General features: G+C 70.6%; 14 protein-coding genes. 6 read left to right on the forward strand and 8 right to left on the reverse strand.

What is annotated here, in order from left to right; translation table 11 throughout:
• Positions 1-354 precede the first annotated feature (354 nt).
• Both ETD96_RS00620 and ETD96_RS00625 read left to right on the forward strand, forming a co-directional pair.
• A complete protein-coding gene (locus ETD96_RS00620) occupies positions 355-6,483 on the forward strand; it encodes an RHS repeat domain-containing protein (RefSeq protein ID WP_138632280.1) in 6,129 nt (2,042 codons plus the stop codon).
• 137 nt (positions 6,484-6,620) lie between these two features.
• Complete coding sequence (locus tag ETD96_RS00625; RefSeq protein ID WP_205719036.1) at positions 6,621-9,611, forward strand: FG-GAP repeat domain-containing protein; 2,991 nt, start codon at positions 6,621-6,623, stop codon at positions 9,609-9,611.
• Positions 9,612-9,652: 41 nt separating this feature from the next.
• Here the strand turns inward: ETD96_RS00625 and ETD96_RS00630 are convergent, their stop codons facing one another.
• Complete coding sequence (locus ETD96_RS00630; protein ID WP_138632283.1) at positions 9,653-10,408, reverse strand: TetR/AcrR family transcriptional regulator; 756 nt, start codon at positions 10,406-10,408, stop codon at positions 9,653-9,655.
• Positions 10,409-10,899: 491 nt separating this feature from the next.
• Here ETD96_RS00630 and ETD96_RS46370 point away from each other — a divergent pair, with 491 nt between their 5' ends.
• Entirely contained in the window at positions 10,900-11,607 is a 708-nt protein-coding gene (locus ETD96_RS46370) for a response regulator transcription factor (protein WP_240807046.1), read from the forward strand.
• Between the two features lie 308 nt (positions 11,608-11,915).
• A complete protein-coding gene (locus ETD96_RS00640; RefSeq protein ID WP_138632286.1) occupies positions 11,916-12,989 on the forward strand; it encodes a hypothetical protein in 1,074 nt (357 codons plus the stop codon).
• A gap of 237 nt (positions 12,990-13,226) precedes the next feature.
• On the opposite strand, the gene ETD96_RS00645 is transcribed toward ETD96_RS00640, so the two are convergent.
• Genes ETD96_RS00645 through ETD96_RS00660 form a run of 4 tightly spaced genes read right to left on the reverse strand, consistent with a single transcriptional unit; the run spans position 13,227 to position 18,405 of the window.
• Positions 13,227-13,712: a flavin reductase family protein gene (locus ETD96_RS00645; RefSeq protein ID WP_138632289.1), complete on the reverse strand. Its 486-nt coding sequence runs from the start codon at positions 13,710-13,712 to the stop codon at positions 13,227-13,229.
• A complete protein-coding gene (locus ETD96_RS00650; protein ID WP_171068778.1) occupies positions 13,702-14,808 on the reverse strand; it encodes an LLM class flavin-dependent oxidoreductase in 1,107 nt (368 codons plus the stop codon). The genes ETD96_RS00645 and ETD96_RS00650 overlap by 11 nt, the downstream gene beginning before the upstream one ends.
• A gap of 20 nt (positions 14,809-14,828) precedes the next feature.
• Positions 14,829-15,602: a TetR family transcriptional regulator gene (locus tag ETD96_RS00655; protein ID WP_138632295.1), complete on the reverse strand. Its 774-nt coding sequence runs from the start codon at positions 15,600-15,602 to the stop codon at positions 14,829-14,831.
• 40 nt (positions 15,603-15,642) lie between these two features.
• Entirely contained in the window at positions 15,643-18,405 is a 2,763-nt protein-coding gene (locus ETD96_RS00660; RefSeq protein ID WP_138632298.1) for an ATP-binding protein, read from the reverse strand.
• 175 nt (positions 18,406-18,580) lie between these two features.
• Between ETD96_RS00660 and ETD96_RS00665 the strand changes: the two genes are divergently transcribed.
• The gene (locus tag ETD96_RS00665; RefSeq protein WP_205719037.1) at positions 18,581-19,261 is read left to right on the forward strand and encodes a carboxymuconolactone decarboxylase family protein; all 681 of its coding nucleotides are present in this window, start codon (positions 18,581-18,583) and stop codon (positions 19,259-19,261) included.
• A 34-nt stretch (positions 19,262-19,295) separates the two neighbouring features.
• On the forward strand, positions 19,296-20,783 hold the full coding sequence (locus ETD96_RS00670) for an aldehyde dehydrogenase family protein (RefSeq protein WP_138632301.1): 1,488 nt from the start codon (positions 19,296-19,298) through the stop codon (positions 20,781-20,783).
• A gap of 105 nt (positions 20,784-20,888) precedes the next feature.
• Here the strand turns inward: ETD96_RS00670 and ETD96_RS00675 are convergent, their stop codons facing one another.
• The 3 genes from ETD96_RS00675 to ETD96_RS00685 all read right to left on the reverse strand — a co-directional run bounded on the left by ETD96_RS00675 (position 20,889) and on the right by ETD96_RS00685 (position 23,414).
• Positions 20,889-21,752 carry an SDR family oxidoreductase gene (locus ETD96_RS00675; RefSeq protein ID WP_138632304.1) on the reverse strand — a complete coding sequence of 288 codons (864 nt, stop codon included), beginning with the start codon at positions 21,750-21,752 and terminating at the stop codon, positions 20,889-20,891.
• Between the two features lie 83 nt (positions 21,753-21,835).
• A complete protein-coding gene (locus tag ETD96_RS48010; RefSeq protein WP_138632307.1) occupies positions 21,836-22,459 on the reverse strand; it encodes an FAD-dependent monooxygenase in 624 nt (207 codons plus the stop codon).
• Positions 22,437-23,414 carry an aromatic ring-hydroxylating oxygenase subunit alpha gene (locus tag ETD96_RS00685; RefSeq protein WP_138632310.1) on the reverse strand — a complete coding sequence of 326 codons (978 nt, stop codon included), beginning with the start codon at positions 23,412-23,414 and terminating at the stop codon, positions 22,437-22,439. The genes ETD96_RS48010 and ETD96_RS00685 overlap by 23 nt, the downstream gene beginning before the upstream one ends.
• Positions 23,415-23,574 lie beyond the last annotated feature (160 nt).

Here is a 23,574-nt window from a genome sequence, read left to right on the forward strand (position 1 = left end):
GAAGACGTGAGTTCTTCACGGGTGCGGGCCATGGCCCTGTCCCAAAGGCGTCGGATACGTTTCCGGATGCCAGGCCCCGGTGGGGCCTGCGGCTGCTTCCCCTGGGAGAGGTCGATGCTGGACAGAATCGTCGGAGTTTCGCGGCGGGCACGACGGCTGCGCGGATTTTCCACACTTCTTTTCTTTGCGCTTTTGGTGGGTCTTATCGCTGGAGGGACGGCATCGGCCGACGACCTCTCGCTCCCGAAATTGCGCGACGAGAAGCCCGTGCGAGTCGAGAAGGTACGTCACAAACCGCTCCGGCGTGTCGATCAGGCGGCCGGGAACGCATGGGAGAGGCCGCGACCGGCGGCAATGCCCAAGCCCGGCACCGCGCAGGGAGCGCTTCCGGCCACCGCCGGGCAGGCGACCAGACTGGTCGCGGGCTCCCTCCCCGTGTGGATCGGGAAAGCAGCGGGAGGCCGAGGATCCGCCGCCCAAGCGGGGCCCGCCGGGGCGCAGGTGCAGGTGCTCGGCCAGGACGCCGCGCGCAAGGCCGGTGTCCAGGGGGTCCTGCTCGCGGTGCGCGGCGTGGGCGGCACCCCGGGAGGTGTCGGCCTGAAGCTCGACTACCGGGGCTTCCGGCACCTCTATGGGGGCGACTGGGCGTCGCGCTTGAACCTCCGCCAGCTGCCCGCCTGCGCTCTGACCACTCCCGGCACCAAGGGCTGCGGGACGGGCACCCTGATCCGGGCGGCCAATGATCCCAAGGCCGGCACCCTCTCGGCCGCCGTGCGACTCGCGAAAGTGGAGCCGAAACCGGCCAGGGGAGAGAGGGCCGCGGCGCCGGTGACCGGAACCCGCTCGGCGGTGACCGGGTTCGCGGCCGAGGAGGGCACGGTACTCCTCGCGGTCACGTCCGCGGCGTCCGGTGCGACCGGCGACTTCACGGCGACGACGCCGAGCGCCTCCGGAGGCTGGACCGCCGGTGGCTCCACGGGCGCGTTCACCTGGTCCTACGACCTGGCCTTCCCCGAAGTGCCCAGCGAGTTGGACCCGGAGTTGAACCTGTCGTACTCCTCGCAGTCGGTGGACGGCCGGACGGCGTCGACGAACAACCAGGCCAACTGGATCGGTGACGGCTGGTCCATGGAGGCCGGCTCGATCACCCGCCAGTACGTGGCCTGCGACGACGACAAGACCGACGGCAACAACTCGGCGCTCAAGGTCGGCGACCAGTGCTGGAAGACCGACAACGCCACGGTCACCTTGAACGGCTCGACCCAGGAACTGGTCAGGGACGACGCCACGAAGCAGTGGCGTCTCAAGGACGACGACGGCACCAAGGTCGAGAAGCTGGCCGACACGCAGCGGGGAAACGGGGACGACAATGGCGAGTACTGGCGGCTGACCACGCCGGACGGCACGCGCTTCTACTTCGGCTACAACCGGCTGCCCGGCTGGGCGAGCGGCAAGGAGGAGACCGGCTCCACCTGGACGGCCCCGGTCTTCGGCAACCAGTCGGGTGAGCCCTGCCATGCGGCCACCTTCGCGGCATCGTGGTGCCAGCAGGCATGGCGGTGGAACCTCGACTACGTCGAGGACCCGAGCGGCAACGCGATGGCCTACTTCTGGGAGAAGGAGACCAACCGCTACGGCTTGAACGTCAACGCGGACACCGGGAAGGGCACCGACACCACGTACGTGCGCGGCGGCTACCTCAAGCGGATCGATTACGGGCTGCGGTCCGACGCGGTGTACGCGGCGAACGGGGCGGCGGCGGTGGCCGAGTTCGGCGTCTCCGAGCGCTGCCTCACCGACTGCGGCACCTTCGACAAGGCCCACGCCGCGAACTGGCCGGACGTGCCGTTCGACCAGTACTGCACGACAGCCGCCGCGTGCACCAGCTACTCACCCTCCTTCTGGACGCGCAAACGGCTGACTTCGATCACGACCAAAGTGCTGGTCGGCTCCGCCTACGAGAAGGTCGACTCCTGGGCGCTGACCCACCAGTTCCCCTCGCCGGGGGACGGCACCGACCCCGCACTGTGGCTGGCGTCCATCACCCGCACCGGCCACGGCGCCGCCACCCCCGTCACGCTGCCGCCGGTGACTTTTCAGGGCCAGCAGTTGAAGAACCGCGTCGACGGTGCCGTCACCGACCCCGTACCGCCGCTGGTGCGCTACCGGGTGTACGGGATCGAGACCGAGACGGGCAGCACCGTCGGCGTCACCTATTCCGCCGAGGACTGTTCCGCCGCGGACCTGCCGTCGCCGTCGACCAACACCCGCCGCTGCTATCCGGTGGTGTGGTCACCGCCGGACGCCCCTGCCCCCGACTACAAGCCCTACCAGGACTGGTTCCACTCCTATGAGGTCAAGGAGGTGCTGGAGTCCGACAACGTGGGCGGCGCCCCGGTGAAGACCACGTCGTTCTCCTACCTCGACGGCTTGTCCTGGGGGAAGGACGACGACGAGCTCACGAAGAGCGAGGAGCGCACCTACAACAAGCGGCGCGGCTACGGCAGAGTCCAGGAGCGCGTGGGTGCGGGTTCCGACGCCAGGACTCTCACCGAGCACCGCTACTTCCGCGGGATTGATGGCGCCCAGGTCGCCGACGGGGAAGGCAACACGGCCGCCGACCACGAGGCGTTCGCGGGGATGACCCGCGAGGAGGCGACCTACGACAAGGACGGCGGCCGGATCGTCGACGCGGCCGCGTCCACACCCTGGCGTTCGGCCGCCACGGCGACCCATGCCCGCCCCGGGCTGCCGGACCAGGTCGCGTACAGGGTCGGCACCGCGAGCGAGACGACCAGGGAACTCAAGGCGGACGGCGGCTGGCGGCGTGCCAAGGTCACCAATACCTTCGACTCCATCGGCCAGGTCATCGCGGTCTCCGACAGCGGCGACCTCGCCGCGTCCGGCGACGAACGCTGCGTGACGACGTCCTATGCGCGGAACACGGCGGCGAACATGCTCGACTACGTGTCCGAGGTGCGGACGGTCGCCAAGGGGTGCGGTGACGACCCGGACCTGCCGCGGGATCTGATCTCCGTCGAACGCACCTACTACGACGGATCCGGCACGCTCGGCGCGGCCCCGACCAAGGGCGACGCCACCCGCAAGGACGAGCAGGACGGCGAAGGCACGGGCTACATCACCACCGAGACCAGCACATACGACCGGTACGGGCGGCCACTGACCTCCACCGACGCATCCGGGACCACGACGACCACGGCGTACACGCCCGCTACGGGAGCCGCTCCGACCCGCACGACGGTGACCAACGCGCTCGGCCACACGCACACCGTCCTGGAAGACCCCCGGCGCGGTGCCCCGGTGGCAGAGATCGATGCGAACGGAAGGCGTTCCGACGCCGAACTCGACGCGCTCGGCAGGGTCGTCCGCGTCTGGGAGCAGGGCTGGCCCAAGGCCGACCACGCCGACCAGCCGTCGGCGCAGTACACCTACACGGTGGCCAAGACATCGCCGACGGTGGTCGCGGCCAAGACGATCCAGCACGACGGGAGCTACCGGAGCGCCTACACCATCTATGACGGGCTGCTGCGCGAGCGGGAGTCGCAGGTGCCGGCGATCGGCGGCGGCAGGATCGTGAGCGAGACCCTCTACGACACACGGGGTTTCGCGTGGAAGACCTACAACGGCTACTACACCTCCGGGAACCCGTCCGGCACGCTTGTCAAGGCGTCGGACAACACGATCCCGAACATGACCGAGAACGTTCATGACGGCCTCGGCCAGGTGGTCGCGGCGATCAGCCGCAAGTACGGGGAGGAAACACGGCGCACGACGACCGCCTACAGCGCCGATCGCGTGACCGTGACTCCGCCCCGGGGCGGAATCAAGCAGACCACTGTCACCGACGCGCGGGACCGCGTCGTCGAACTGCTGCAGTACACCGACCCCGCCGCGGGCACGGCCCAGAAGACGACCTACGGCTATGAGAAGCACGACCAACTCGCCACGATGACCGACCCGGCGGGCAACACATGGACCAACACCTACGACGCCCGCGGCCGCAAGATTACCGCGAAGGATCCGGACAAGGGCACCGCCCGCTTCACCTACGACGACACCGATCAGCCGGTCACCGTCACCGATGCCCGAGGCGTGACGCTGACGACCAGCTACGACGACCTCGGACGTAAGACCGCCCTGAAACAGGGATCCATCGTGCGGGCCACCTGGACGTACGACACCCTCCTCAAGGGCGAACTGTCCTCGAGCGCCCGCATCGACCACGGTGAGACGTACACGACCACCATCGGCGGCTACAACGACCGTGACCAGCCCACGTCTCTCACCATGACGATCCCGGTCGGTGGCGGAACCGAGTCGTATGCCTACTCCTACGGCTACAACACCTACACCGGGCAGCGGGAATGGGTGCTGCGCCCGGCGGCCGGCGGGCTGCCCTCCGAGCGGGTGACCACCGTCTACGGCGAGGGCGGCCTGCCGAGCCGGACCACTGCCGGACAGACGATCGTCGTCGGCGGCACCGTGTACGACTCGTACGGCCGGATACAACGCACCGAGCACGGATCGTTGGGCTCCAAGGCGTACAGAACGCTGGACTATGACGAGCACACTGGGGACCTGGTCCAGCAGATCATCGACCGCGACACCGCCCCGCAGCGCGTCGACGACACGTCCTACCGCCGCGACCCCGCGGGGAACATCACCTCCATCGCGACCGTCTCCGGCTCGGGCGACGGCCAGGTCACCGACAGGCAGTGCTTCAAGATGGACGCGCTGCGGCGGCTCACAGAGGCATGGACGACCACGGCGGGAGCCTGCCAGGAGGAAGGGCCTTCGGCTTCCGTGGTGGGCGGCACAGAGGGCTACTGGCACTCCTACGAGTACGACGCGGTGAGCAACCGCAAGAAGGAGACCAGGCACGCGGTCCCCGGCACCGCCACGACCGAGGACACCGTCCGCACCTACACCCTTCCCGCGGGCGGGGCCGACCGCCCGCACGCCGTCACCGCCGTGGACAACCAGGGCGGTGCGGCCGACGGGACGCGGGACGCCTTCGGCTACGACGTGGCGGGCAACATGACGGACCGCAAGGCCGGGAACCGGGAGCAGAGCCTGACCTGGGACCCCGAAGGCCGGCTCGCGAGCGTCACCGAGGCGGGCAAGACCACCAGGTACGTCTACGACGAGAACGGCGAGCGGCTGCTCACCCTCGGCCCCGACGGAGCGAGGACCCTCTACCTTCCGGAGGGCGACGAGCTGACGACCGGTTCGAACGGTGCCGAGAGCCTCACCCGCTACTACTCCCACGGCGGCGGGACCGTCGCGGTCCGTACCGCCGCCGGCCTGTTCCACACCTTCTCCGACCATCAGGGCACGTCGCTGACCGCCGTCCGGGCCGGCGACGGCCAGGGCGTCATCCGCCGCAGGCAGCTGCCGTTCGGAGGGGACCGCACCGAGCGGCCCACCGGCTGGCCCGGCACCCGCGGCTTCGTGGGCGGCGTGGAGGAACCGACCGGCCTGACCCATCTGGGCGCCCGCGACTACGATCCGGCGCTGGGGTCGTTCCTCTCCGTCGACCCGCTGATCGACCCTCAGGATCCCGCCCAGACGAACGCCTACGCCTACGGTGCGGGCAGCCCGGTCACGTTCTCGGACCCCGACGGACTACGTCCGATCGGGCCGACCGACCGCGGCTACCTCAGCGGCGGCGACGCCGACTACGACCGAAAGCGCCGCCAGAAGTCCCGTTGGACGTACAGCCGCAAGAGGGGCTGGGGCTACGTCGTCACGAAACACCACAGCACTTACAGCTACGGAAGACCTTCAAATGGGCGGCGATATGTGTACAGGCGGTCCCTGTCGGTCACTTATTGGAGCAAGGGCGGCACAAGCGTCAGCTATAGCGGAAGCTGGGCAAGGCAAAAGGCGCAGCAGCGCGCCGCGGCCAAGAAGAGGCAGAAGAGCAACACAATCTGGGGAAAGATCAAGAGTGGCGCGGGCAAGGCCAAGAAGGTCGGCGCCAAGGCAAAGGACATAGGCGCCGACGCGGGTAAGGCAATAGGGCGCGGAGCTGAGAACGCCGGCAAATGGGTCTGGAAGAACAGGAGCACGATCGTCACCGTGGGGGCGACGGTTTCGTGCATAGCTCCCGGCGTCGGATGGGCGACCTGCGTCGCCGCTCAGAGCTTCGCGTACGGGGTTCGATCATCGGAGAGGATCTACGAGCAAGGATTCGACGCCTCGCTCGAGGATAACGCCGTTGACATGGTCTTCACGATCTCTTCGCTCAAGATCACGACCGCGATGGAGTACGCCAAGTTCGGACAGCTCAGCCGGTGGCGCAGGCCTCCTCACATTCAGAACCTCGCCCCTCCGATCTATAGACCTTCCGGCTGGCAGATGAGGGGGCCGAACGCCACGGGAGTCGGGGCCTGGCACGGTGTATACACCCTTACAAATGCGGTCCCTGCAGGACTCAATGCTTTTCGAAATTACGGCTGAAATATTCCAGAGGAACGTGTATGAGAAAAGTGCGAATCGCGACGGAAGGCGCTTCGCGACGTCGAAGGAACATCGCGGCAGCGCTCTCCCTTGGGATTGCCGCAGGACTTCTCCCGGCTCTGACCTCAGCGCTCGGCATGCCGCTGCGCGTGGACGCGGCCGCCGAGACCCTGTCGCCGTCCGGGACCGGCCGACAGGGAACGAACGCGGAAGAGTCGGCGGCACTGGCGAAGGCCAGGCAGAGCGGTGCGCGGGTCGAGGTGATGGGGAAGCGGACCGAGACCTCACAGGTGTTCGCCAATCCGAACGGCACGTTCACCCAGGACAGCTACGTGGTGCCGCAGTGGGTGCGGCAGGGCGGCAAGCTGGTGCGGATCGACACCACCCTGCATAAGAACAGCGACGGCTCACTATCGCCCAAGGCCGCACAGATCGGCGTTCGCTTCTCCGGGGGCGGCGCAGGTCCGCTGGTGACCGTGGTCCGGGATGGGCGGTCCATGTCCTGGACCTGGCCGAAGCCGCTGCCGGCGCCCGTGGTGGCGGGCGACACCGTCACTTACCCGGGTGTGCTGAAAGACGTGGACCTGAAGCTGCAGGCGAACTCCGGAGGCTTCGGCCAGCTCCTGGTCGTGAAGAACGCGCGAGCGGCTGCCGACCCGGCGTTGAAGGAGATCACCTTCGGTGTCAAGACGAGCGGGCTCACGGTCGGCGCCGACGAGCACGGGAACATGAGCGCCAAGAACCCCGCCGGTCAGACGGTCTTCGCCTCCCCGACACCATTGATGTGGGACAGCACCGTGGCCGCGCCTCCGCCGGGCGCTCAGCGGACCGGACCGCCGCGGACCGACGAGTTCGAACAGCCGTACGGCGCGCGAAACGCCAGGATGGGACTCAAGGCAGGGGGCGGCAAGCTCTCCCTTACCCCGGACGCCGAGATACTCAAGGGCAAAGCCACCCGCTACCCGGTGTACATCGACCCGTTCGTCTCCGGTGCGCGCGAAGCATGGACCATCGCCTACAAGAAGTATCCCGATGCCACGTTCTGGAACGGCGCCGGCTGGGACGGCGGATCCAAACTCGCCCGGATCGGCTATGAGAATGAGACGAACGGGCTGGCCCGCTCCTTCTTCCGCATGGACTCCAACAACCTGTGGAACACCAACAAGGTGATCAAGGGCTCCACTTTCAGGATCAAGAACGTCTGGTCCTGGTCATGCACCGACAAGAAAGTGGAGGTCTGGCTCACCGGAGCGATCAGCTCGTCCACAAGTTGGAGCAAGCAGCCGACGTGGGCGGACCAACTGGACTACAAGGTCGAGTCCAAGGGCTGGAGCGCCGCCAACTGCCCGGCCGGCAACCTTGCCTTCGACGTGACCGCCGCCGCAAAGAAGGCCGTCACCAACAAGTGGAACAACATCACCCTGGGCATGCGCGCCAACTACCTGGAGGAGGACGACGTCTTCACATGGAAGAAGTTCGACGCCACCACGGCCGTCCTCTCCACGGAGTACAACACCGTCCCGAACGCACCGACGCAACTGGACACGGTGCCCAGCACCGATGGCTGCCATGTCGCTCCTCCCTACGCCCTGGTCGGCAACACCGACATCTACCTGACCGCGAAGGCCTCCGATCCTGACGGAGGCACGGTGAGCGCCCAATTCACGCTGTGGCCGTACGACCACTACGACAGCGGGGCCGGTGTCATCTTCGACCAGACCGTTTCGGTGACCTCCGGGACGGTGGCGAGGGTGAAGGTTCCAAAGACGACGCTCATCCCGCACCTGGACGTGGCCGACGGCAACTTCTCGTGGAGAGTCCGGATCAGCGACGGTTCGCTGTATTCGGCGTGGACGCCCATAGCAGGTTGCCGGTTCGTCTTCGACCCACTCCGCCCGAGCTCTCCGCCGGGCGTGGCGTCCCAGCAGTTCCCCGACGGCTCGGGGGGCTGGCCGGCCGGCACCGGGTCGGTCCGTACCGAGGGGACCTTCGCCGTCTCCAACGGCGGTGTCGACGATGTCGTCAAGTACGAGTACTGGACGAGCTGGGACTCCACGCACCGCACGGCGGCCCCCGCGTCCGCCGGTGGCTCGGTGGAGGTCAAGCTCACCCCGACCGTCGCCGGCCCCAACCGGGTCTACGTGAGAAGCCACGACCGGGCCGGGAACGTCTCCGACACCTTGACCTATCTCTTCTACGCCAACGGTCCGCGCGTCCCGGACAAGCCAGGTGACCTGAACGGCGACGGAAAAGCCGACATCTGGGGTGCGAACTCGGCCGGTGAACTGCGCCGCTTCTATGGCAACGGTGACGGCACCGTCTCCCCGGTGGCCGACGCCGCGAGTACGGACGGCTGGAACGGAACGAAGATCACCCACCGCGGGGACTGGACCGGCGACGGTTATGAGGACCTGCTCGCGCTGCGGCGGGACACCGCCCTGAACGCCGACCGGCTGTGGATCCATTCTAACGACGGCACCGGGTTCGCCTGCACCTCCTGCACGGGCGTGGGGAAGCAGGAACTCACCGTCTACGATCCCGCGAACGACCACTGGAAGGGAGGAGTCAGGCAGATCCTGGCCATCGGCGACGTCGACGGGCCGCTGGACGCCGACGGCGACGGAACCGTCGACGCCGAGGGCTTCCCGGACCTGCTGGTCAACACCGGCACGGCGCTGTGGCTGTACTACGGGTCGCCTGACTACCGGCTCGACTCCTACCGGGATCCCGTCCTGCTCGCCGCGGGCGACAACACCGGCCTGGACGACGTCACCCTGGCCGCGCCCGGCGACTTCACCGGCGACGGCCAGGTGGACATGATCGTGCGCTTCGACACGGCCGGCGGCCTGTACGTGTACGACCTCATCAACCCCGACGCGCCCGGTTATCCGGGTTATGTCGGGGCCGACCACCGGTTCCCGATCGGCAGTGGCTGGCAGACCTCCAACGCGCCCCTGCTCACCACCGCACCCGACGCCAACGGCAATGGCAAGCCGGACATCTGGGTCGTCGGGTCCACGGGAACACTCCGGGTCGTCGGCGACTACGACGCGAGCACCGGCTCCTATCATCCGGCCATGTCGAAGGTCGCCTCGACGGAGTTCACCGGCTACACCATCCTGGGGTAGCCGCCGGCCATGAGTCCGGGACGCCGGCCGGCGTCCCGGACTCAGTCCCGTGCGGCCGGTGCCGGTCCGCCGCCGGATCGGCCGGCCGTTCCGCGCCACCGGGTGCCCGCCAGGCCGGGGCGGGACCCGCGCCTGGCATCGGACACGCGAACGTGGCCCGCCTGGACGGCGGTGAAGCGCTGCCGGATCTGCCGGAACCAGCGGACGTTGATCGCGGGGCCCTGCAGCGGCGCTGCGCCCGCCCCGGCCGCGGAGCGCCGCAGCCCGGCGATGTACACGTCGAGCTGCCGATGGGCGAGGGCACGGTCCTCGGGCACGATGTCGCCGGGCAGCGGGCGGGACAGCCGCGTGATGGCGAACACGATGTCCCCCAGGACAACGTCCCCGCGCAGCGAACCGTCCGTTCGCGCTCTGGTCATCAATTCCTGGATGGGGTCGACCGGGTCGTCGCCGTTCTCCGCAAGGATCTCCTCGATCGTCAGCCAACCGGACATGATCGGCAGAATCGCCCAGAGTTCGATGTCGAGCGCGCCGTGCATGAATCGCCGGAGGGCCTCGAACGGCTCGTCCTCCTCCCGGGTGCTCGCCCGTGCGATGTCGTGGAGTTCGTTGAACGCGGCGACGACCTGGGCCCGGACGAGGTCTCCGCGGCTGGGGAAGTGGCGGTAGACGGTCGCGATTCCGACGCCGGCACGCCGTGCGATCTCCTCCATCGAAGCGGCCGGCCCTCGCTTCAGGAGGGCATCGCGCGCGGCCCGCAGAATCCGATCGCGATTGCGCAGCGCGTCCGCCCGCATGCAGTCCTCCCGTGAATCAGTGCCTTTCGACATCCCCGGCCGGTCCCGCGGCCGCTCGGAGCGGAGGATATCACGGACAATTTCTATCACTTCAGATGCAAAAGAGGGCATGTTCTAGGTGCCCTTTATACTGCGGTGGTAGAAGAAAGCCCTTTATTGGCGGGAGGGTGACCGTCGGGCGATGCGCAAGGCGACGAGTGCGGCTCTCCTGTCCCGGCCCTCCAGCACTTCCAGGCATCTTCCAATCCCGTCAGCGGCGGCCTCGTCCTTGCCATGCCGCCTGCCGTCCGGCTCGCCGTGGCCAGATTGGACGTTTCATGGGTTCACGTACTGAGGCCGTCTCCCCGGTTCCGCCGACCGCACCGGCACATTCTGGTACCTCGGTCGGGTTCGCGCACGGCATCGAGGTCACCGCGCCTCATCGGCCTCTCGCGGCGGGGCTCCCGTACCGGGCGGACGCCACGAGGCTGCTTCTGGCCGGGAGCCGCCCGTTGCTCCTGGACGGACTCTCCGCCATATTCAACGCCGCCGGCGGGTTCGACGTGGTCGTCGCCCCCATCACGGAACGGCCCCTGTGCACCGCGGCCCTCCACCACCGTCCGGCGGTCGTCGTCCTCGGACTGGTGGGAGTACTGGACGTGCGCGTCGTCGCAGCCCTCCGCCGCCTCAAGGCGGCCGCCCTCGACTGCAAGGTCGTCGTCGTCGCGACCGGGGCCACCGGCGGTGCGGTCCGCCGGGCGATGGACGCCGGGATCGAGGGGCTGCTGCCGATGAGTGCGAACGCGGCCGATCTCGTCATCGCCGTCCGGACCGTCGCCACAGGCGTGCCGTACCTCGACCCGGTACTGGAGCGCCTGGCCGGGGGCCCGGCCACCGGCCCGCTCACCGCGCGGGAACACGAGGTCCTGGCTCTGATGGCGCGGGGAGTGCACGCCAAGGAGATCGCCACGGAACTCGTCCTCTCGGTCGGAACCGTCCGCAACCACATCTCGGCGATCATGCGGAAGCTCGATGCGAAGACGCAGCTCGACGCCGTGCTCATCGCCGAGCACGAAGGCTGGATCGAACTGGTCGGCCGCAAGACCTCTCCCCGGTGCGATCCGGCCGGGTCGGTGACCCTTCCTTCCCCGCCACGGCGGCGGGCCGCCCCTGGGCAGGCCCGCTCATCTTCCGAGGCAGGTCGTCCGACAGATGCGTGACGCGCCCCACCCTCCTAGAGGCGCCGCATTCGCGCCGCATGCCTCGCCATGGTGCCATGGCGCGTCCTCGAAGGCGGGAATGCGACTGTCACCGGCCCATGTGCAGCATCTTCGCGCATGGGTTCAACTGGGGTACTGGACGGGCTGGGCGAGTGCGAAGCGCGGCTTCGCAGCCCCCAGACCCCAGCCCCCTACCCGTCGGACTGATCGTCCACGCGAACGAGCCTCCGGGGCGTGGTAAAGGTACGCGGGGAACTGCTGACACGAGTGCTGGCGACGAGTCTGGACGAGGTCGGAAGGGTGGACGGGTGAAGGCACTGGGGCGGCTGTTCCGGCGGCGCACGGACGACCTGGAGTCGATCCACGCGGAGATCACCGATTTCGGCGAGGCCCTCGCACGGCACTCATTCGTCCCGCAGGAGCACGGTACCGACGCTGCGGTGCTGGCTGACTACGAGCGGGCTCTGGACGCTTACGAGCAGGCCAAGCGGGAGATCGACGGTGCCCGCGACCGCGCGACCGCGGCTGGAGCGTTGTGGGCGCTGGACGTCGGCCGCCTCGCCTTGGCCGGAGTCGACGCTCGGCTGGCGGGGGAGGTGCCTCCGCCGCCCCGACCGTTGTGCTTCTTCGACGACCGGCATGGCCCCTCCACCGCTCGGGTCCGCTGGACGCCGCCTGAGGGTGCGCCGCGGATGATCGACGTGTGCGCCGCGGACGCGATCAGAATCAACGGGGGTACGCCCCCGATCGTCACCAACCGCCGGGGCGCCCGCGGGCCAGCGGTACGACGGGGGCATGCAAAGCGAGCGCCCTCCCGTGCCGCCAAGAATGTGGGCCAGTTCGATACGTGGCCACCCGATCTGGACGAGGCGCAGCGCGCCACGGGGCTGGGCGACGCCCTGGTCAAGCTGCGCAGGCCCGATTCGTGCGGCCCGGCCGTGCTTGTCGTCCGCGTCAATGGCCGTGCGTACAAGCGGGTCGACCTGGTGCAGCCGGCGATGCCGCTGCTGGGCCGTGAAGGTTCGGTTCGCGCCGTCGTTCCCGTGCCGGCGGATGGGAAAGCGGATGTTCAGGTGCGGATCAGGGCTGTGGGGTCCTGGTCGGCGTGGCTCCAGCCGGTGGACACCCTGCCGTTCGCATCCCGTCGGTTGGGGTCCAGGGGCACGTTCGTCTTCCGCTACCACGGCGGCCCCACGTCAGTCACCATGGAACACCAGGGCAAGCGCGGATTCTCCCTGACGGCGCTGACCGAGCGGCTCGACGAGGACGAGAGGGTGCTGTCGGGCAAGGGCGCCTCCGTTGCGCACGGATGGCTCGACGGCCCGGCACTCCTGCACGTCCAGGCCCGGGGCCAATGGACGATCACCTTCGGCAAGCCGTAGCGCCCGAGCGGCTGGACCGATCAGGCCAGCGGCATGGACCGCGCCGCTTCCGCCAGGCGCGGGGTCCTGGCGACACGGTGAACACTGGGATCGGCCCCCAGCGATCGGCTGTGGGCGGCACTGGAGGCGGCGGCGGTCGTCCGAGCGGAACTGGGCGCGGACGTCCCCATCTCGATGAGCCACGAGACAGGGACGCTCGGGCGCACCGCGGCCCTGGTCGACGAGGCAGCGGCCGTGTCAGGGATCGGGCCAGAGAGCCGGGCGGAACTGGCGGTTGTAGTAGAGCGTGGGGGTGCCTTCGCCGACCTCCGCGCGGTGGACCTCGCCCAGGAGGATGGTGTGGTCCCCGGCGGGGTAGCGGTCGCGCGTGCCGCATTCGAAGACGGCCAGCGCGTGGTCGAGGACGGGCAGGTCGCCCGATCCCGTGCCGAAGGGCAGGCCCGCGAATTTGTCGCCGCCGCGCTGGGCGAACCGCTCGGCCACCTGCTCCTGCCCCCGGTTCAGGACGTTCACGGCGAACCCGGGGGAGTCGAGGAACGCCTCGTAGCACTGGGCGGAGCGGGCGATGCAGACGAGTATCTGCGGCGGGACCAGGGAGACTGAGCTGAACGACGTGGCGGTGAACCCCCAGCGGCGTCCCGCGCCGTCCACGGTCGTCACGACGGTGACGCCGGTGAGGTAGCGCGACAGGGCGGCCTTGAAGTCCTGGACGTCAACGCTCATCGCCGGCTCCGGCGAACGGTGCGCGCAGGCCGAGCCGCTCCAGCCGGGGCAGCACCTCGTCGCGCAGGACGGGCAGGTCGTCGAGGTAGTTCACCATCGCGACGGCCATGCCGGTTAGGCCCGCGTCGCTGAACCGCTTGAACGTCTGCGCGACGTCGTCGGGGTCGCCCTTGACGAGGAAGGTGCCGCCGCCGCTCAGCATCCGCTCCCGGATGCGGTCGGCGACCTCCGGCGGCATCGACTTCTGGCCCTTGCCGAAGATGGTGCGCCTGACCTCCTCGGCGGCCTCCCAATCGCCCTTCTCATGGACGATGTGGTGGTAGTACTCCTCGGTCTCCTGCCGGGTCTTGCGGCAGATCAGATGGCCGCTGCCGTACAGGGGCACGGGGCGCCCGGCGTCGGCGCGGATGGCGGTGATCTGCCCGGCGAGGTCGTCGGCCGTCAGGATCGGCATGAACAGGGAGTCGGCGTGCCGGACGGCGAACCGGCGGCCCGCCGGAGACGAGCCCGCGCTGATCAGCATGGGGCGCCCGCCGCCGAACGGGGCGGGCCGGGCGCACACCCCGTTGAGGTCGAAGAACCGGCCGTGGTGGTCGAACGGCTCGGGCTCCTCCCAGAGGCGCTTGAGCAGCGTCGTCCACTCCTCGGTGTAGGCGTAGCGCTCGTCGTGGTCGCGCATCTCGACGCCGAACATCCGGAAGTCGGGTGCCGCCGACCCCGACACGATGTTCAGGCCGAACCGGCCCCCGCCGATGTGGTCGCAGGTCATGGCCTGCTTGGCGACGTACAGGGGGTGGACGAACGGGGTGTGCACGGTGGCGAACACCGTGATCCGCTCGGTCGAGGCGAGGATCCCGGCGGCCCAGGACATGGCCTCGTAGGAGTGGCCGTCGGTCGGCGACGCACCCTTCAGCATCCCCCACTGGGCGAGCGGCAGGATGAACTCCAGCCCGGCCTCGTCGGCGAGGCGCGCGATGGCGGCGTTGTTGTTCCAGGTGGCGTCCCAGCGCTTCTCGGAGGTCGTCTTGGTGAGGCCGCCCCAGACGTTCGGCGCGAACACGCCGAGCTGGAAGGTGTTGTCGCTTATGGTGCGCATTGGGGGTTCTCCCATCGTGGTCATGGACGGACGGCCCGCACGAAGGACTCGGCGAGTTCTCGTGCGGTGGTTCTTCGCTGGTCCGCGCTGGGCCGCTCCCCGGCGGCGGCCCTGGACAGCGCCTCGGCGGTGATCGGCCCCCCGAAGACCGACACGAGCAGGCGGTGGGGCAGGGGCCGGACCACGCCGCGGCGCACATGAACGTCCAGCCACCGCGCGATGAGCCCGACGCCCTTGACCACGTACGTCTCGCGGACGTAGCGCGCCAGCGGGCTGTGCGGGCTCGCCAGCGCCTCCGCCGCCATCGCGGCGATCGCCGGGGTCTCGTGGAGGGAGTCGAGGATGACGAGGTAGAGCGCCTGCGCGTCGGCGGCGAGGTCGTCCGAGGGGCGCGACAGCACGGCGGCCATCCGGTCCATGGGGCTGTACCGCGCGAAGACGGCGATCAGCAGCTTGTCGCGGCCGCCGATCTGCGCGTGGATCGCCTGGACGCTGCACTGCGCGGCCGCGGCCACGTCCTCCAGCGTCATGCCGCCGACCCCGCGCAGGGCGATGAGCTCGGCGGCGGCGGCGACCGCCCGGTCGGCGACGCGCTGCTGCGGCGCCTCCGCGACGCCGAGTTCGGCGAGCGCGGCGTCGAGCCGCCGGCGGCTGCCGATCTGGCGCAGCAGCGTCGACCGGGACACCCCGTGCAGCGCCGCGAGCTCCTCCAGGCCGAGCGCGCTCAACGGGCCCGCGCCGGCCTCCTCTGCCCTGGCCAGCAGCTGCCGGGCGACATCCTCAACCGAAGCCATGACACTGATACTAGATATTGAATCAACATAAAATCAAGTGTCAGTTGTCGGCGGTTCCCCCGAGATCGAGCCGGGACAGCTCCGCGCGGGACGCCACGCCGAGCTTCGGATACGCCTTGTACAGGTGATAGCCGATGGTCCGCGGGCTCAGGGCGAGCCGCACGCCGATCTCCCGGTTGCTCAGCCCGCTTCCCGCCAGCCGGACGATCTGCAGCTCCTGCGGGGTGAGCCGGTCGAGCGGGCCGCAGGCGTGCCCGGCCGCGGCCTGCCCCTCGCCCGCGGCGCGCAGCTCCGCGCGGGCGCGGTCCGCCCACGGCCGGGCGCCGAGCCGGTCGAAGATCTCCGCGGCGGAGCGCAGCCGCCGCCGGGCGTCCGCGCGGCGCCGGGCGCGGCGTAGCCACTCGCCGTAGAGCAGTTCCGTCCGGGCGCGCTCGAACGACCGGCCGCCGCGCAGATGCGCCCGCAGCGCCCGCTCGTAGAGCCGCTCGCTCTCCTCGCCCGAGGCGAGCATCGCCCGGCAGCGCAGCGCGACCGCCTCCGCCCACGGCTGCGGGGTCTGCGCGGCCCACACCCGGACGCTCTCCGCCGCCGCGTGCGCGAAGTCGTCCCAGCCGGCCCGCACCGCCGCCTCCAGCAGGTCCGGCAGGCGGTGCATGACCATGACGGTGCGCGCCGCCGGGCCGAACACGCCGAACTCCGCCGCGCGGCGCAGCGCCGCCTCCGGCCTGCCGAGCGCGAGGTCGAGCAGGTTCAGCGAGACGCACCGCAGGCCGTTCGCGGCGGTGTCGCGCGTGGACCCGATCTCCTCGGCCAGGACGAGGCACCGCTCCTCGTCGCCCTCGACGGCGGCGATGTACATCATCACGCCGAGCTGGAGGGCCGCGTACTGCCGCTGCCCGGTCTGGCGGGCGACGCGCAGCCCCTCCCTGGCGCTGGCCAGCGCATCGGCGTGCATCCCGAGGAACATCTGGGAGCGGGCCAGCAGCGCGAGCGCGAGCGGCAGCAGCCCGTCCGCGCGCCGGGCACGGCATTCGCGCTCGATCGCCGCGGCCCGCGCGTACGACGCGGTGTCGTCGCCGACCACCAGGTCCCAGATGGCGAGCCTGGCGCGGTCCTGGAGCGCCTGCACCCGGGTGCTGTCGCGCGAGCCCCCGATCAGCTCGCGCAGCCAGGACAGGTCCGTCGGCGACTCCTCGGCGGCCAGCCGTCCCATCCCCGTCAGCGCCCGGACCAGCGGGGACGGCCCGCCTGCGACGTCCAGGTCCGACACGCGCTGGGCCGTGCTGGCCATCGCGGCGTAGTCGCCGCCCGTCCACGCGGGGATGAGCGCCTCGAAGTACAGCGCGACGGCGGCGTCGGGGGAGTGGCCGGCGACGGCGTCGGCCGCGCCGGTGAGCAGCCGGTGCGCGCTCTCCGGATACCCCTCGGCCATCGCGACCATGGCGCGGGTGCGAGCCAGCCCCGCCAGCGCCGTGGGGTCGGCGGCGTCCGGCTCGGCCTCGGCCGCGAGCGTGGTGGCGCGGGCGAACTGCCCGGCGTCCGCCGCCGCGGACGCCGCCGCGGCCAGCCGCCGCGCGGACTCGCCCGGGTCGGGGGAGAAGCGCGCCGCGCGCTCGTACAGGGCCGACACCTCGGCGTACCCGCCCTCCGCCCGCACGTGCTCGGCGCCGAGCTCCAGCGCCGCCGCCGTCTCCTCGTCCGGACGGGTGGTGCCCGCGGCCAGGTGCCAGGAGCGGCGGTCCACGTCCGCGGGCCGCCCGCGCAGGGCGTCGGCGAGCGCGCGATGCACCGCCAGCCGCCGCGCCATCGGCGCCTGCCGGTAGGCGGCGACGCGGGCGAGCGGGTGGCGGAAGGCGATCCGCCCGTCCGACGCGTCGACCAGCCCGGCCGCCTCGGCGGTGTCCACGTCCGCGATCCCGGCCCCGAGTTCGTCGGCCGCGCGCAGCACGACGTCGAGGGCGCCGGTGTCGTCGGCGGCCGCGACAAGCAGCAGCGTCCGGGACCGGGCTGGCAGCCGCGCGATCGGGTCGCGGAAGGCGCGCAGGACGCGGTCCGGCACCGGGCCCGGCGCGACGCCGAGGTGGCGGATCGGCAGCTCGTCGGCGCACTGCTCTGGTGTCAGCAGCGCGGGCAGCTCGCGCAGCGCCAGCGGGTTGCCGCGCGCCTCGTCGAGCAGCCGCTCCCGGGCCCGGGGTGCGAGGCCGGGGGAATGGCGCGCCAGCAGCCTCGCGGCGGACGCGTCGTCCAGGCCGCCGAGCCGGAGCTCGGGCAGGCCCTCGGCGGGGAAGGCGTTGTAGTCCTCGCGGGCGGCGAACACGAGTGCCACGCCCTCGGCGCCGAGGCGGCGGGCGACGAACTGGAGCACGGCGGACGAGCCGGGGTCGAGCCACTGCGCGTCGTCCACCAGGCAGACGAGGGGGCGCGGCTTCGCGAGCCCCGCCAGCATGGACAGGACGGCCGATCCGACGCGGAGCCGATCCTCCTCGGCGGACTGCTCCAGGCCGAGAGCGCCGCGCAACGCCCTAGCCTGCCGGGAGGGCATGTCCGTGATGGCGTCGAGGGTTCCGCGCAGCAGCAGGTGGAGCCCGGCGAACGGCAGGTCCGCCTCCGACTCGAACCCCGCCCCGCGCAGCACCCGCATGCTGCCGCCCGCCCGGTCGGCGGTCTGGTCGAGCAGCGCCGTCTTGCCGATGCCGATGTCGCCGCGCAGGACCAGCGCCCCGCTGCCGCCCCCGCGCGCCCGCGCGAGCAGCCGCTCGATCACCGACTGCTCCGCGGTCCGTCCGACGAGCCGTCCGCCCATCCGACGATCGTACGCAGGGGGCCCGCCGAGCGAATCTGTCGGACGACTGGTCCGCGGGCGGGCGGACGGGGCGGACGGGGCGGCAAACCGTCCCACAAGACCGGTCGCGTGACAGATTCGCAGGTCGACGGTCCGGGATTAGCGTCGGCCGGGGGCACTTCTACCGAAGGAGTTCATGATCGTGAAGCTCGCGGCGCAGGACAAGATCACCGCTCTGGACGCCGATTTCGGCGCCATGGCCGTGAAGCGGGGGCGGTACGCGTGGGGGCTGCCGGACCTGACGATGAGGGAGAAGGCGATCGTCTTCGTGGCGGCCGACCTGTGCTCCCGCGGTCTCCAGTTCCCGTTGCAGGCGCACGTGACGATGGCGCTGTCGAACGGCGTGGAACTGGAGGTGATCCGCGAGGCCGTCCGCCATCTGGCACCATACGCCGGGTATCCCACGGCGGCCGAGGCGCTGATGCGCCTGCGCGAGATCGAGGCGGCGACCGGCGGGGCGGGCGCCGATGCGGGCGGCGCGGACGCGGCCGACGCGGCGCCGGTCAAGGTACCGGACAACTATCTGCGGGACGCGGAGGCGCTGGACGAGCACTTCGCCGCGTTCCTGCGGGAGCAGTTCGAGGAGCGATGGGGGAGGCCGACCCTGACGATGGCCGAGCGTGCGCTGTGCACCATCGCCACCGACGTGCTGAACGGGGAGCTGGAGGTCCTGTTCCGCGAGCACGTCCGGCTCGCGCTGGACGGCGGGGCGGGCGAGGAGAAGATCCGCGCGGTGCTGCTGCTGGTCGCCGAGTTCGGCGTGGCCAAGGCCAGGCGCGCGTTCGCCGCGCTGCGGGACATCCTGGCCGATGCGTGAAGCGGCCTCGCCCATTCAGATCAAGGAGGACGCCATGACGATCACGGCCGAGAACCGGGCCCGGCTCCTGGAGCCCGCGGCGTGGCGGGGGAAGATCTACGTTGGCGGCGGCTGGTGCGAGGGCGGCGGCGCCGACCTGCCCGTCCTCGACAAGTCGAGCGGCGACACCCTCGCCGAGGTCGGGACGGGCACCCCCGCCGACGTGGCGCGGGCGACGGCGGCGGCGAACGAGGCGCAGCCGCGCTGGGCGGGCATGCCCGCCGCGCGGCGGCGGGAGGTGTTCATCCGCGCCGCCGGGCTGGTCACCGAGCACCATGAGGAGCTGGCGGACTGGCTGCTGCGCGAGACCGGCGGCATCCGGCCCAAGGTGGAGTTCGAGCTGTTCAAGAGCCGCGAGAACCTGCTGCACGCCGCCGCGACGACAACCCGCCCGGTCGGCGAGGTCCTGCCCGCCGCGCCGGGTGTGCTGAGCATCGGCCGCCGCGTCCCGCGCGGCGTCGTCGGCATCATCACGCCGTGGAACTTCCCGTTCGTGCTGGCGCTGCGGACGCTGGCCCCGGCCCTCGCCGCCGGGAACGCCGCCGTGCTGAAGCCGAACCCGCACACGCCCGTCACGGGCGGTGTCCTGCTCGCCAAGCTGTTCGAGGAGGCGGGGCTGCCGCCCGGCGTCCTGCAGGTGGTGCCCGGTGACGGCGATGTGGGCCAGGCGATTGTGACCGACCCCGGCACCGCGTTGATCTCCTTCACCGGCTCCACCCCGACGGGACGCAGGGTCGCCGAGGCCGCCGCCCCGCTGCTGAAGAAGTGCGTGCTCGAACTCGGCGGCAACAACGCCTACATCGTGCTGGACGACGCCGACGTCGACGCGGCCGCGTCCGCCGGGGCGTTCGCCGCGTTCATGCACCAGGGGCAGGTCTGCATGACGGCGGGCAAGCACATTGTGCACCGTTCGGTCGCCGAGGAGTACGCCGGAAAGCTCGCCGCCCGCGCGCGGAGCCTGCGGGTCGGGGACCCGGCGCGCGAGGAGGGGGTGAACCTCGGCCCGATCGTCAATCAGGTGCAGATCGACCGCGTCCAGCGCATCGTGGACGAGAGCGTCGCCGCCGGCGCGGCCCTGCTCACCGGCGGCGGGCACGAGGGCCCGTTCTTCGAACCGACCGTGCTGGGCCAGGTCACCGCCGCGATGCCCGCGTACGGCGAGGAGATCTTCGGGCCGGTCGCGCCCGTGATCGCGGTCGACTCCGACGAGGAGGCGATCGCCCTGGCCAACGAGGGCGAGTACGGGCTGACGGCCGCCGTCCGCAGCGGCTCGGAGTCCCGTGGCGCCGCCGTCGCCGACCGGCTGCGCAGCGGCGTGGTGCATGTCAACGACCAGACGATCGCGTACGAGGTGTGGGCGCCGTTCGGCGGGATGGGCGCCTCGGGCAACGGCGACGCCTTCGGCGGCCCGGCCGACGCCGACGCGTTCACCGAATGGCAGTGGATCACCCGCCGGTCCGAGCAGCTGACCCACTCGTTCTGATCGGCTCCTTCTGATCGGCTCATGCTGACCGACGCCTGAGCCGACAGGGCGGAGGACACGGACCGGTGTCCTCCGCCCTGTCCCCTCCGGCGGCGCACTCCCTTGTCAGGCCGGGGGCTGCGCTTTGGTCGGCAGTCCGAAGAGCTTGGCGCGGACCGTGTCGAAGGCGCGGTCGGGCAGCCAGCGCGCCATGAACGCCAGTTTCCGGGAGTCCTTGCCCGCCAGATACCGGGTGGACGGCCTGGCGCTTGTGAGCGCCCGCTGCACGACGCGGGCGACGACGTCGGGATCGCTGCCCGCCTGCTCGCTGGAATGGGCCTTCGCCACCATGGACCGCAGGCTCTTCTCGTATCTCGCGCGGTGCTCGTCGCCCATGAGCGCCAGCGCCCGCTCCGCCTGCTCCTGCACCTTGTGGGAGGCCGTCGTGCGGATCGTGGCGGGTTCGATCAGTACCACCTGGATCCCGTCCGCGCGCAGCTCCATGCGCAGCGCCTCGGTGATGGACGCGAGCGCCCACTTGGACGAGGTCAGCGGCGCCCCGAACGGGATGGTCAGCCGGTCGCCGACCGTCCCGATGTTGATGATGCGCCCGCGCGAGCGGCGCAGCGACGGCAGGAACTCCTGGATCATGGCGAGCTGCCCGAACACGTTGACCTCGAACTGCCACCGCAGCTCGTCCAGCGGGATCGCCTCCATCGGCCAGGCGGTGCCGATGCCGGCGTTGTTCACCAGCCCGGCCAGCGGCAGGCCGGACTCGCCGACCCTGGCCGCGGCCGCCTGCACGTCGGCCTCGGCGGTGACCTCGAGGATCAGGGGGGTCAGGGTCCCGTTCGCGGCGCCGACCAGCGCGTCCCCGTCGGGCTCCTTCCGCACCCCCGCGAAGACGTGGTAGCCGGCCCCCGCGAGCCGGAGAGCGGTGGCACGGCCGATACCGCTCGACGCGCCGGTGACCACAACGGCTTCGCTCATGGATGTCCTCCGTAGACTCGATGGCCGTTACGACGCTAGGACGGGTCGGCCGGGCACGCATCTGTCATGCGACCTGCCCCGGGTCAGCGATCGACCAGTCGGCTGAACCGGTAGATCATTCTCCGGTTCACCGGAGGGAGCGCCGGGAGCGGCAGGACCCGGTCGCGGCCGTGCCCTTCCACGCGGTGCGCTCGGTGGCGAGCCTGTTGAGCAGCTCGGTCGTGCCGACGGCGTCCTTGACCCTGTGCTGGATCTTGGTGTTGGACTCCTAAGGGTGGCGATGTTGCGGTCGCGGTCGCCGGAGAAGATCCGGATCTGGCGGGCGTGGTTGTCGCCTCGGCCGGCCGCTCGCCGACCCCGATCTGCCGGAGCATCTCTAGCGACCGGGGCGGCGTGCCCACAGCGCGCGAGTAGTTCCCGCCCTCCTCGGCGCGGTCGATCAGGCAGCAGTCGACGCCGGCGAGATCGGGCCGAGCAGCGGGCCTGGGCCTGGACGTCGCCGAGCGGGTCCAGGAAGTACCGGACCAGCCGCGCGCCGAGCCGCGCCCGGGCGTCGCTCGGGCCCCGTCTGCGTCCCGCCTTCGGCATCGCCCCGCCCCTCGCACGACCACTCTGATTCCTCGGTTGAAGAGTTTTTGTTCCTCATGCGGGAAATTAGGCGGCCAACCCACTGGGCGGCCCGAATCAGGCGACCGTTCCGACCCCATCGATCCTGCCGAGGTAGCGGCGCAGCAGCAGACCGGCCGCGTCCGGGACCTTCAGATGCAGTTCCTCGCGGAGGTCGACGGGGATCTCCTCGGGACGGACGCTCGACACGACCGCCTTGTCCTGGTTGAACACGTCGTCGAGGAACCGGCTGTACACGGCGTCGTACTCGGGGTCGAGGTCGGCGTCGCGCACGCACGTCACGAAGAGCCGGGAGGTGCCGGCGCTGACCGGGCACGGCAGCAGGGAGACGCACAGCCACCGCCCGTCGGGGACCTGCCGCTTGAGATGGCAGGTGAGCGGCACGTGGTAGAAGTACTCGAGCGAGACCTTCTCCCGGCCGCCTTCGGGCTTGGCCTGGACGGTCGAGTAGAAGTAGTGCATCGAGAACTCGTCGTGGTCGATGTCGTGCTCGCTCACCAGCGGGCTCTCCCGGAACCCGAGCAACTCCTCGTGGACGAACGGGAAGTGGGCCACGTCGAGGAAGTTCTCCACCGCGCGCCCCGCTCCGACCGTCCAGTCGTAGGCGGCGACGACATGGGAGCGGTACCGGTCGTCACCGAACCGGCATGCCTCCGGCCATTCCGGGAACGGGGCCACGGGTTCGTCGAGCGCGACCCAGACCAGGCCCGCCTCCTCGCGGACCTGGTACGCCTGCGCGCGGGCCTTGCGCGGAATCGAATGGCCCTCGGGAAGCGCGGGGATCTTGACGCAGGCGCCGTCGGCGTCGTACTGCCAGCCGTGGTACGGGCACTCGATCCGCCCGTCGACGACCTGCCCGAGGGAGAGCGCGCTGCCGCGATGGATGCACAGATCCTTCAGCACGGCGGCGCGCCCTCCCGCGCGGAAGGCGACAAGGTGCTCGTCGAGGAGGGTGAAGCGCCGGGGGCTGTCCGTGACCTCCTCGCTCATGGCGATCGGGTGCCAGTAGGGCCGGTACGCAGCCAGGTTCGTCATGCCCGCCGCCCTTTCCGCATTTATGCAGAAAATTAGGTATGTAGATACCTAAAGCTAGGCCAGTCTTCTCGGGGCGTCAATGGGTCCGCCCACGCTGCCGCGCTTCAGTTCGCGGACGGTCCTCAGGTACGGGACGGTCGCGCGGACCCGCACCTGCTCG

Source organism: Actinomadura geliboluensis (assembly GCF_005889745.1).
In the GTDB taxonomy this organism is placed as follows: Bacteria; Actinomycetota; Actinomycetes; order Streptosporangiales; family Streptosporangiaceae; genus Spirillospora; species Spirillospora geliboluensis.

Bases quoted from the DNA above. Each gene is read 5' to 3' on its own strand.
- ETD96_RS00620 (WP_138632280.1), top strand. From the start codon at position 355: ATGCCCAAGCCCGGCACCGCGCAGGGAGCGCTTCCGGCCACCGCCGGG.
- ETD96_RS00645 (WP_138632289.1), bottom strand. From the start codon at position 13,712: ATGAGCGTTGACGTCCAGGACTTCAAGGCCGCCCTGTCGCGCTACCTC.
- ETD96_RS48010 (WP_138632307.1), bottom strand. From the start codon at position 22,459: ATGGGGTCGGAACGGTCGCCTGATTCGGGCCGCCCAGTGGGTTGGCCG.
- ETD96_RS00650 (WP_171068778.1), bottom strand. From the start codon at position 14,808: ATGCGCACCATAAGCGACAACACCTTCCAGCTCGGCGTGTTCGCGCCG.
- ETD96_RS00685 (WP_138632310.1), bottom strand. From the start codon at position 23,414: ATGACGAACCTGGCTGCGTACCGGCCCTACTGGCACCCGATCGCCATG.
- ETD96_RS00665 (WP_205719037.1), top strand. From the start codon at position 18,581: ATGATCGTGAAGCTCGCGGCGCAGGACAAGATCACCGCTCTGGACGCC.
- ETD96_RS00660 (WP_138632298.1), bottom strand. From the start codon at position 18,405: ATGGGCGGACGGCTCGTCGGACGGACCGCGGAGCAGTCGGTGATCGAG.
- ETD96_RS00655 (WP_138632295.1), bottom strand. From the start codon at position 15,602: ATGGCTTCGGTTGAGGATGTCGCCCGGCAGCTGCTGGCCAGGGCAGAG.
- ETD96_RS00670 (WP_138632301.1), top strand. From the start codon at position 19,296: ATGACGATCACGGCCGAGAACCGGGCCCGGCTCCTGGAGCCCGCGGCG.
- ETD96_RS00625 (WP_205719036.1), top strand. From the start codon at position 6,621: ATGCCGCTGCGCGTGGACGCGGCCGCCGAGACCCTGTCGCCGTCCGGG.
- ETD96_RS00675 (WP_138632304.1), bottom strand. From the start codon at position 21,752: ATGAGCGAAGCCGTTGTGGTCACCGGCGCGTCGAGCGGTATCGGCCGT.
- ETD96_RS00630 (WP_138632283.1), bottom strand. From the start codon at position 10,408: ATGCGGGCGGACGCGCTGCGCAATCGCGATCGGATTCTGCGGGCCGCG.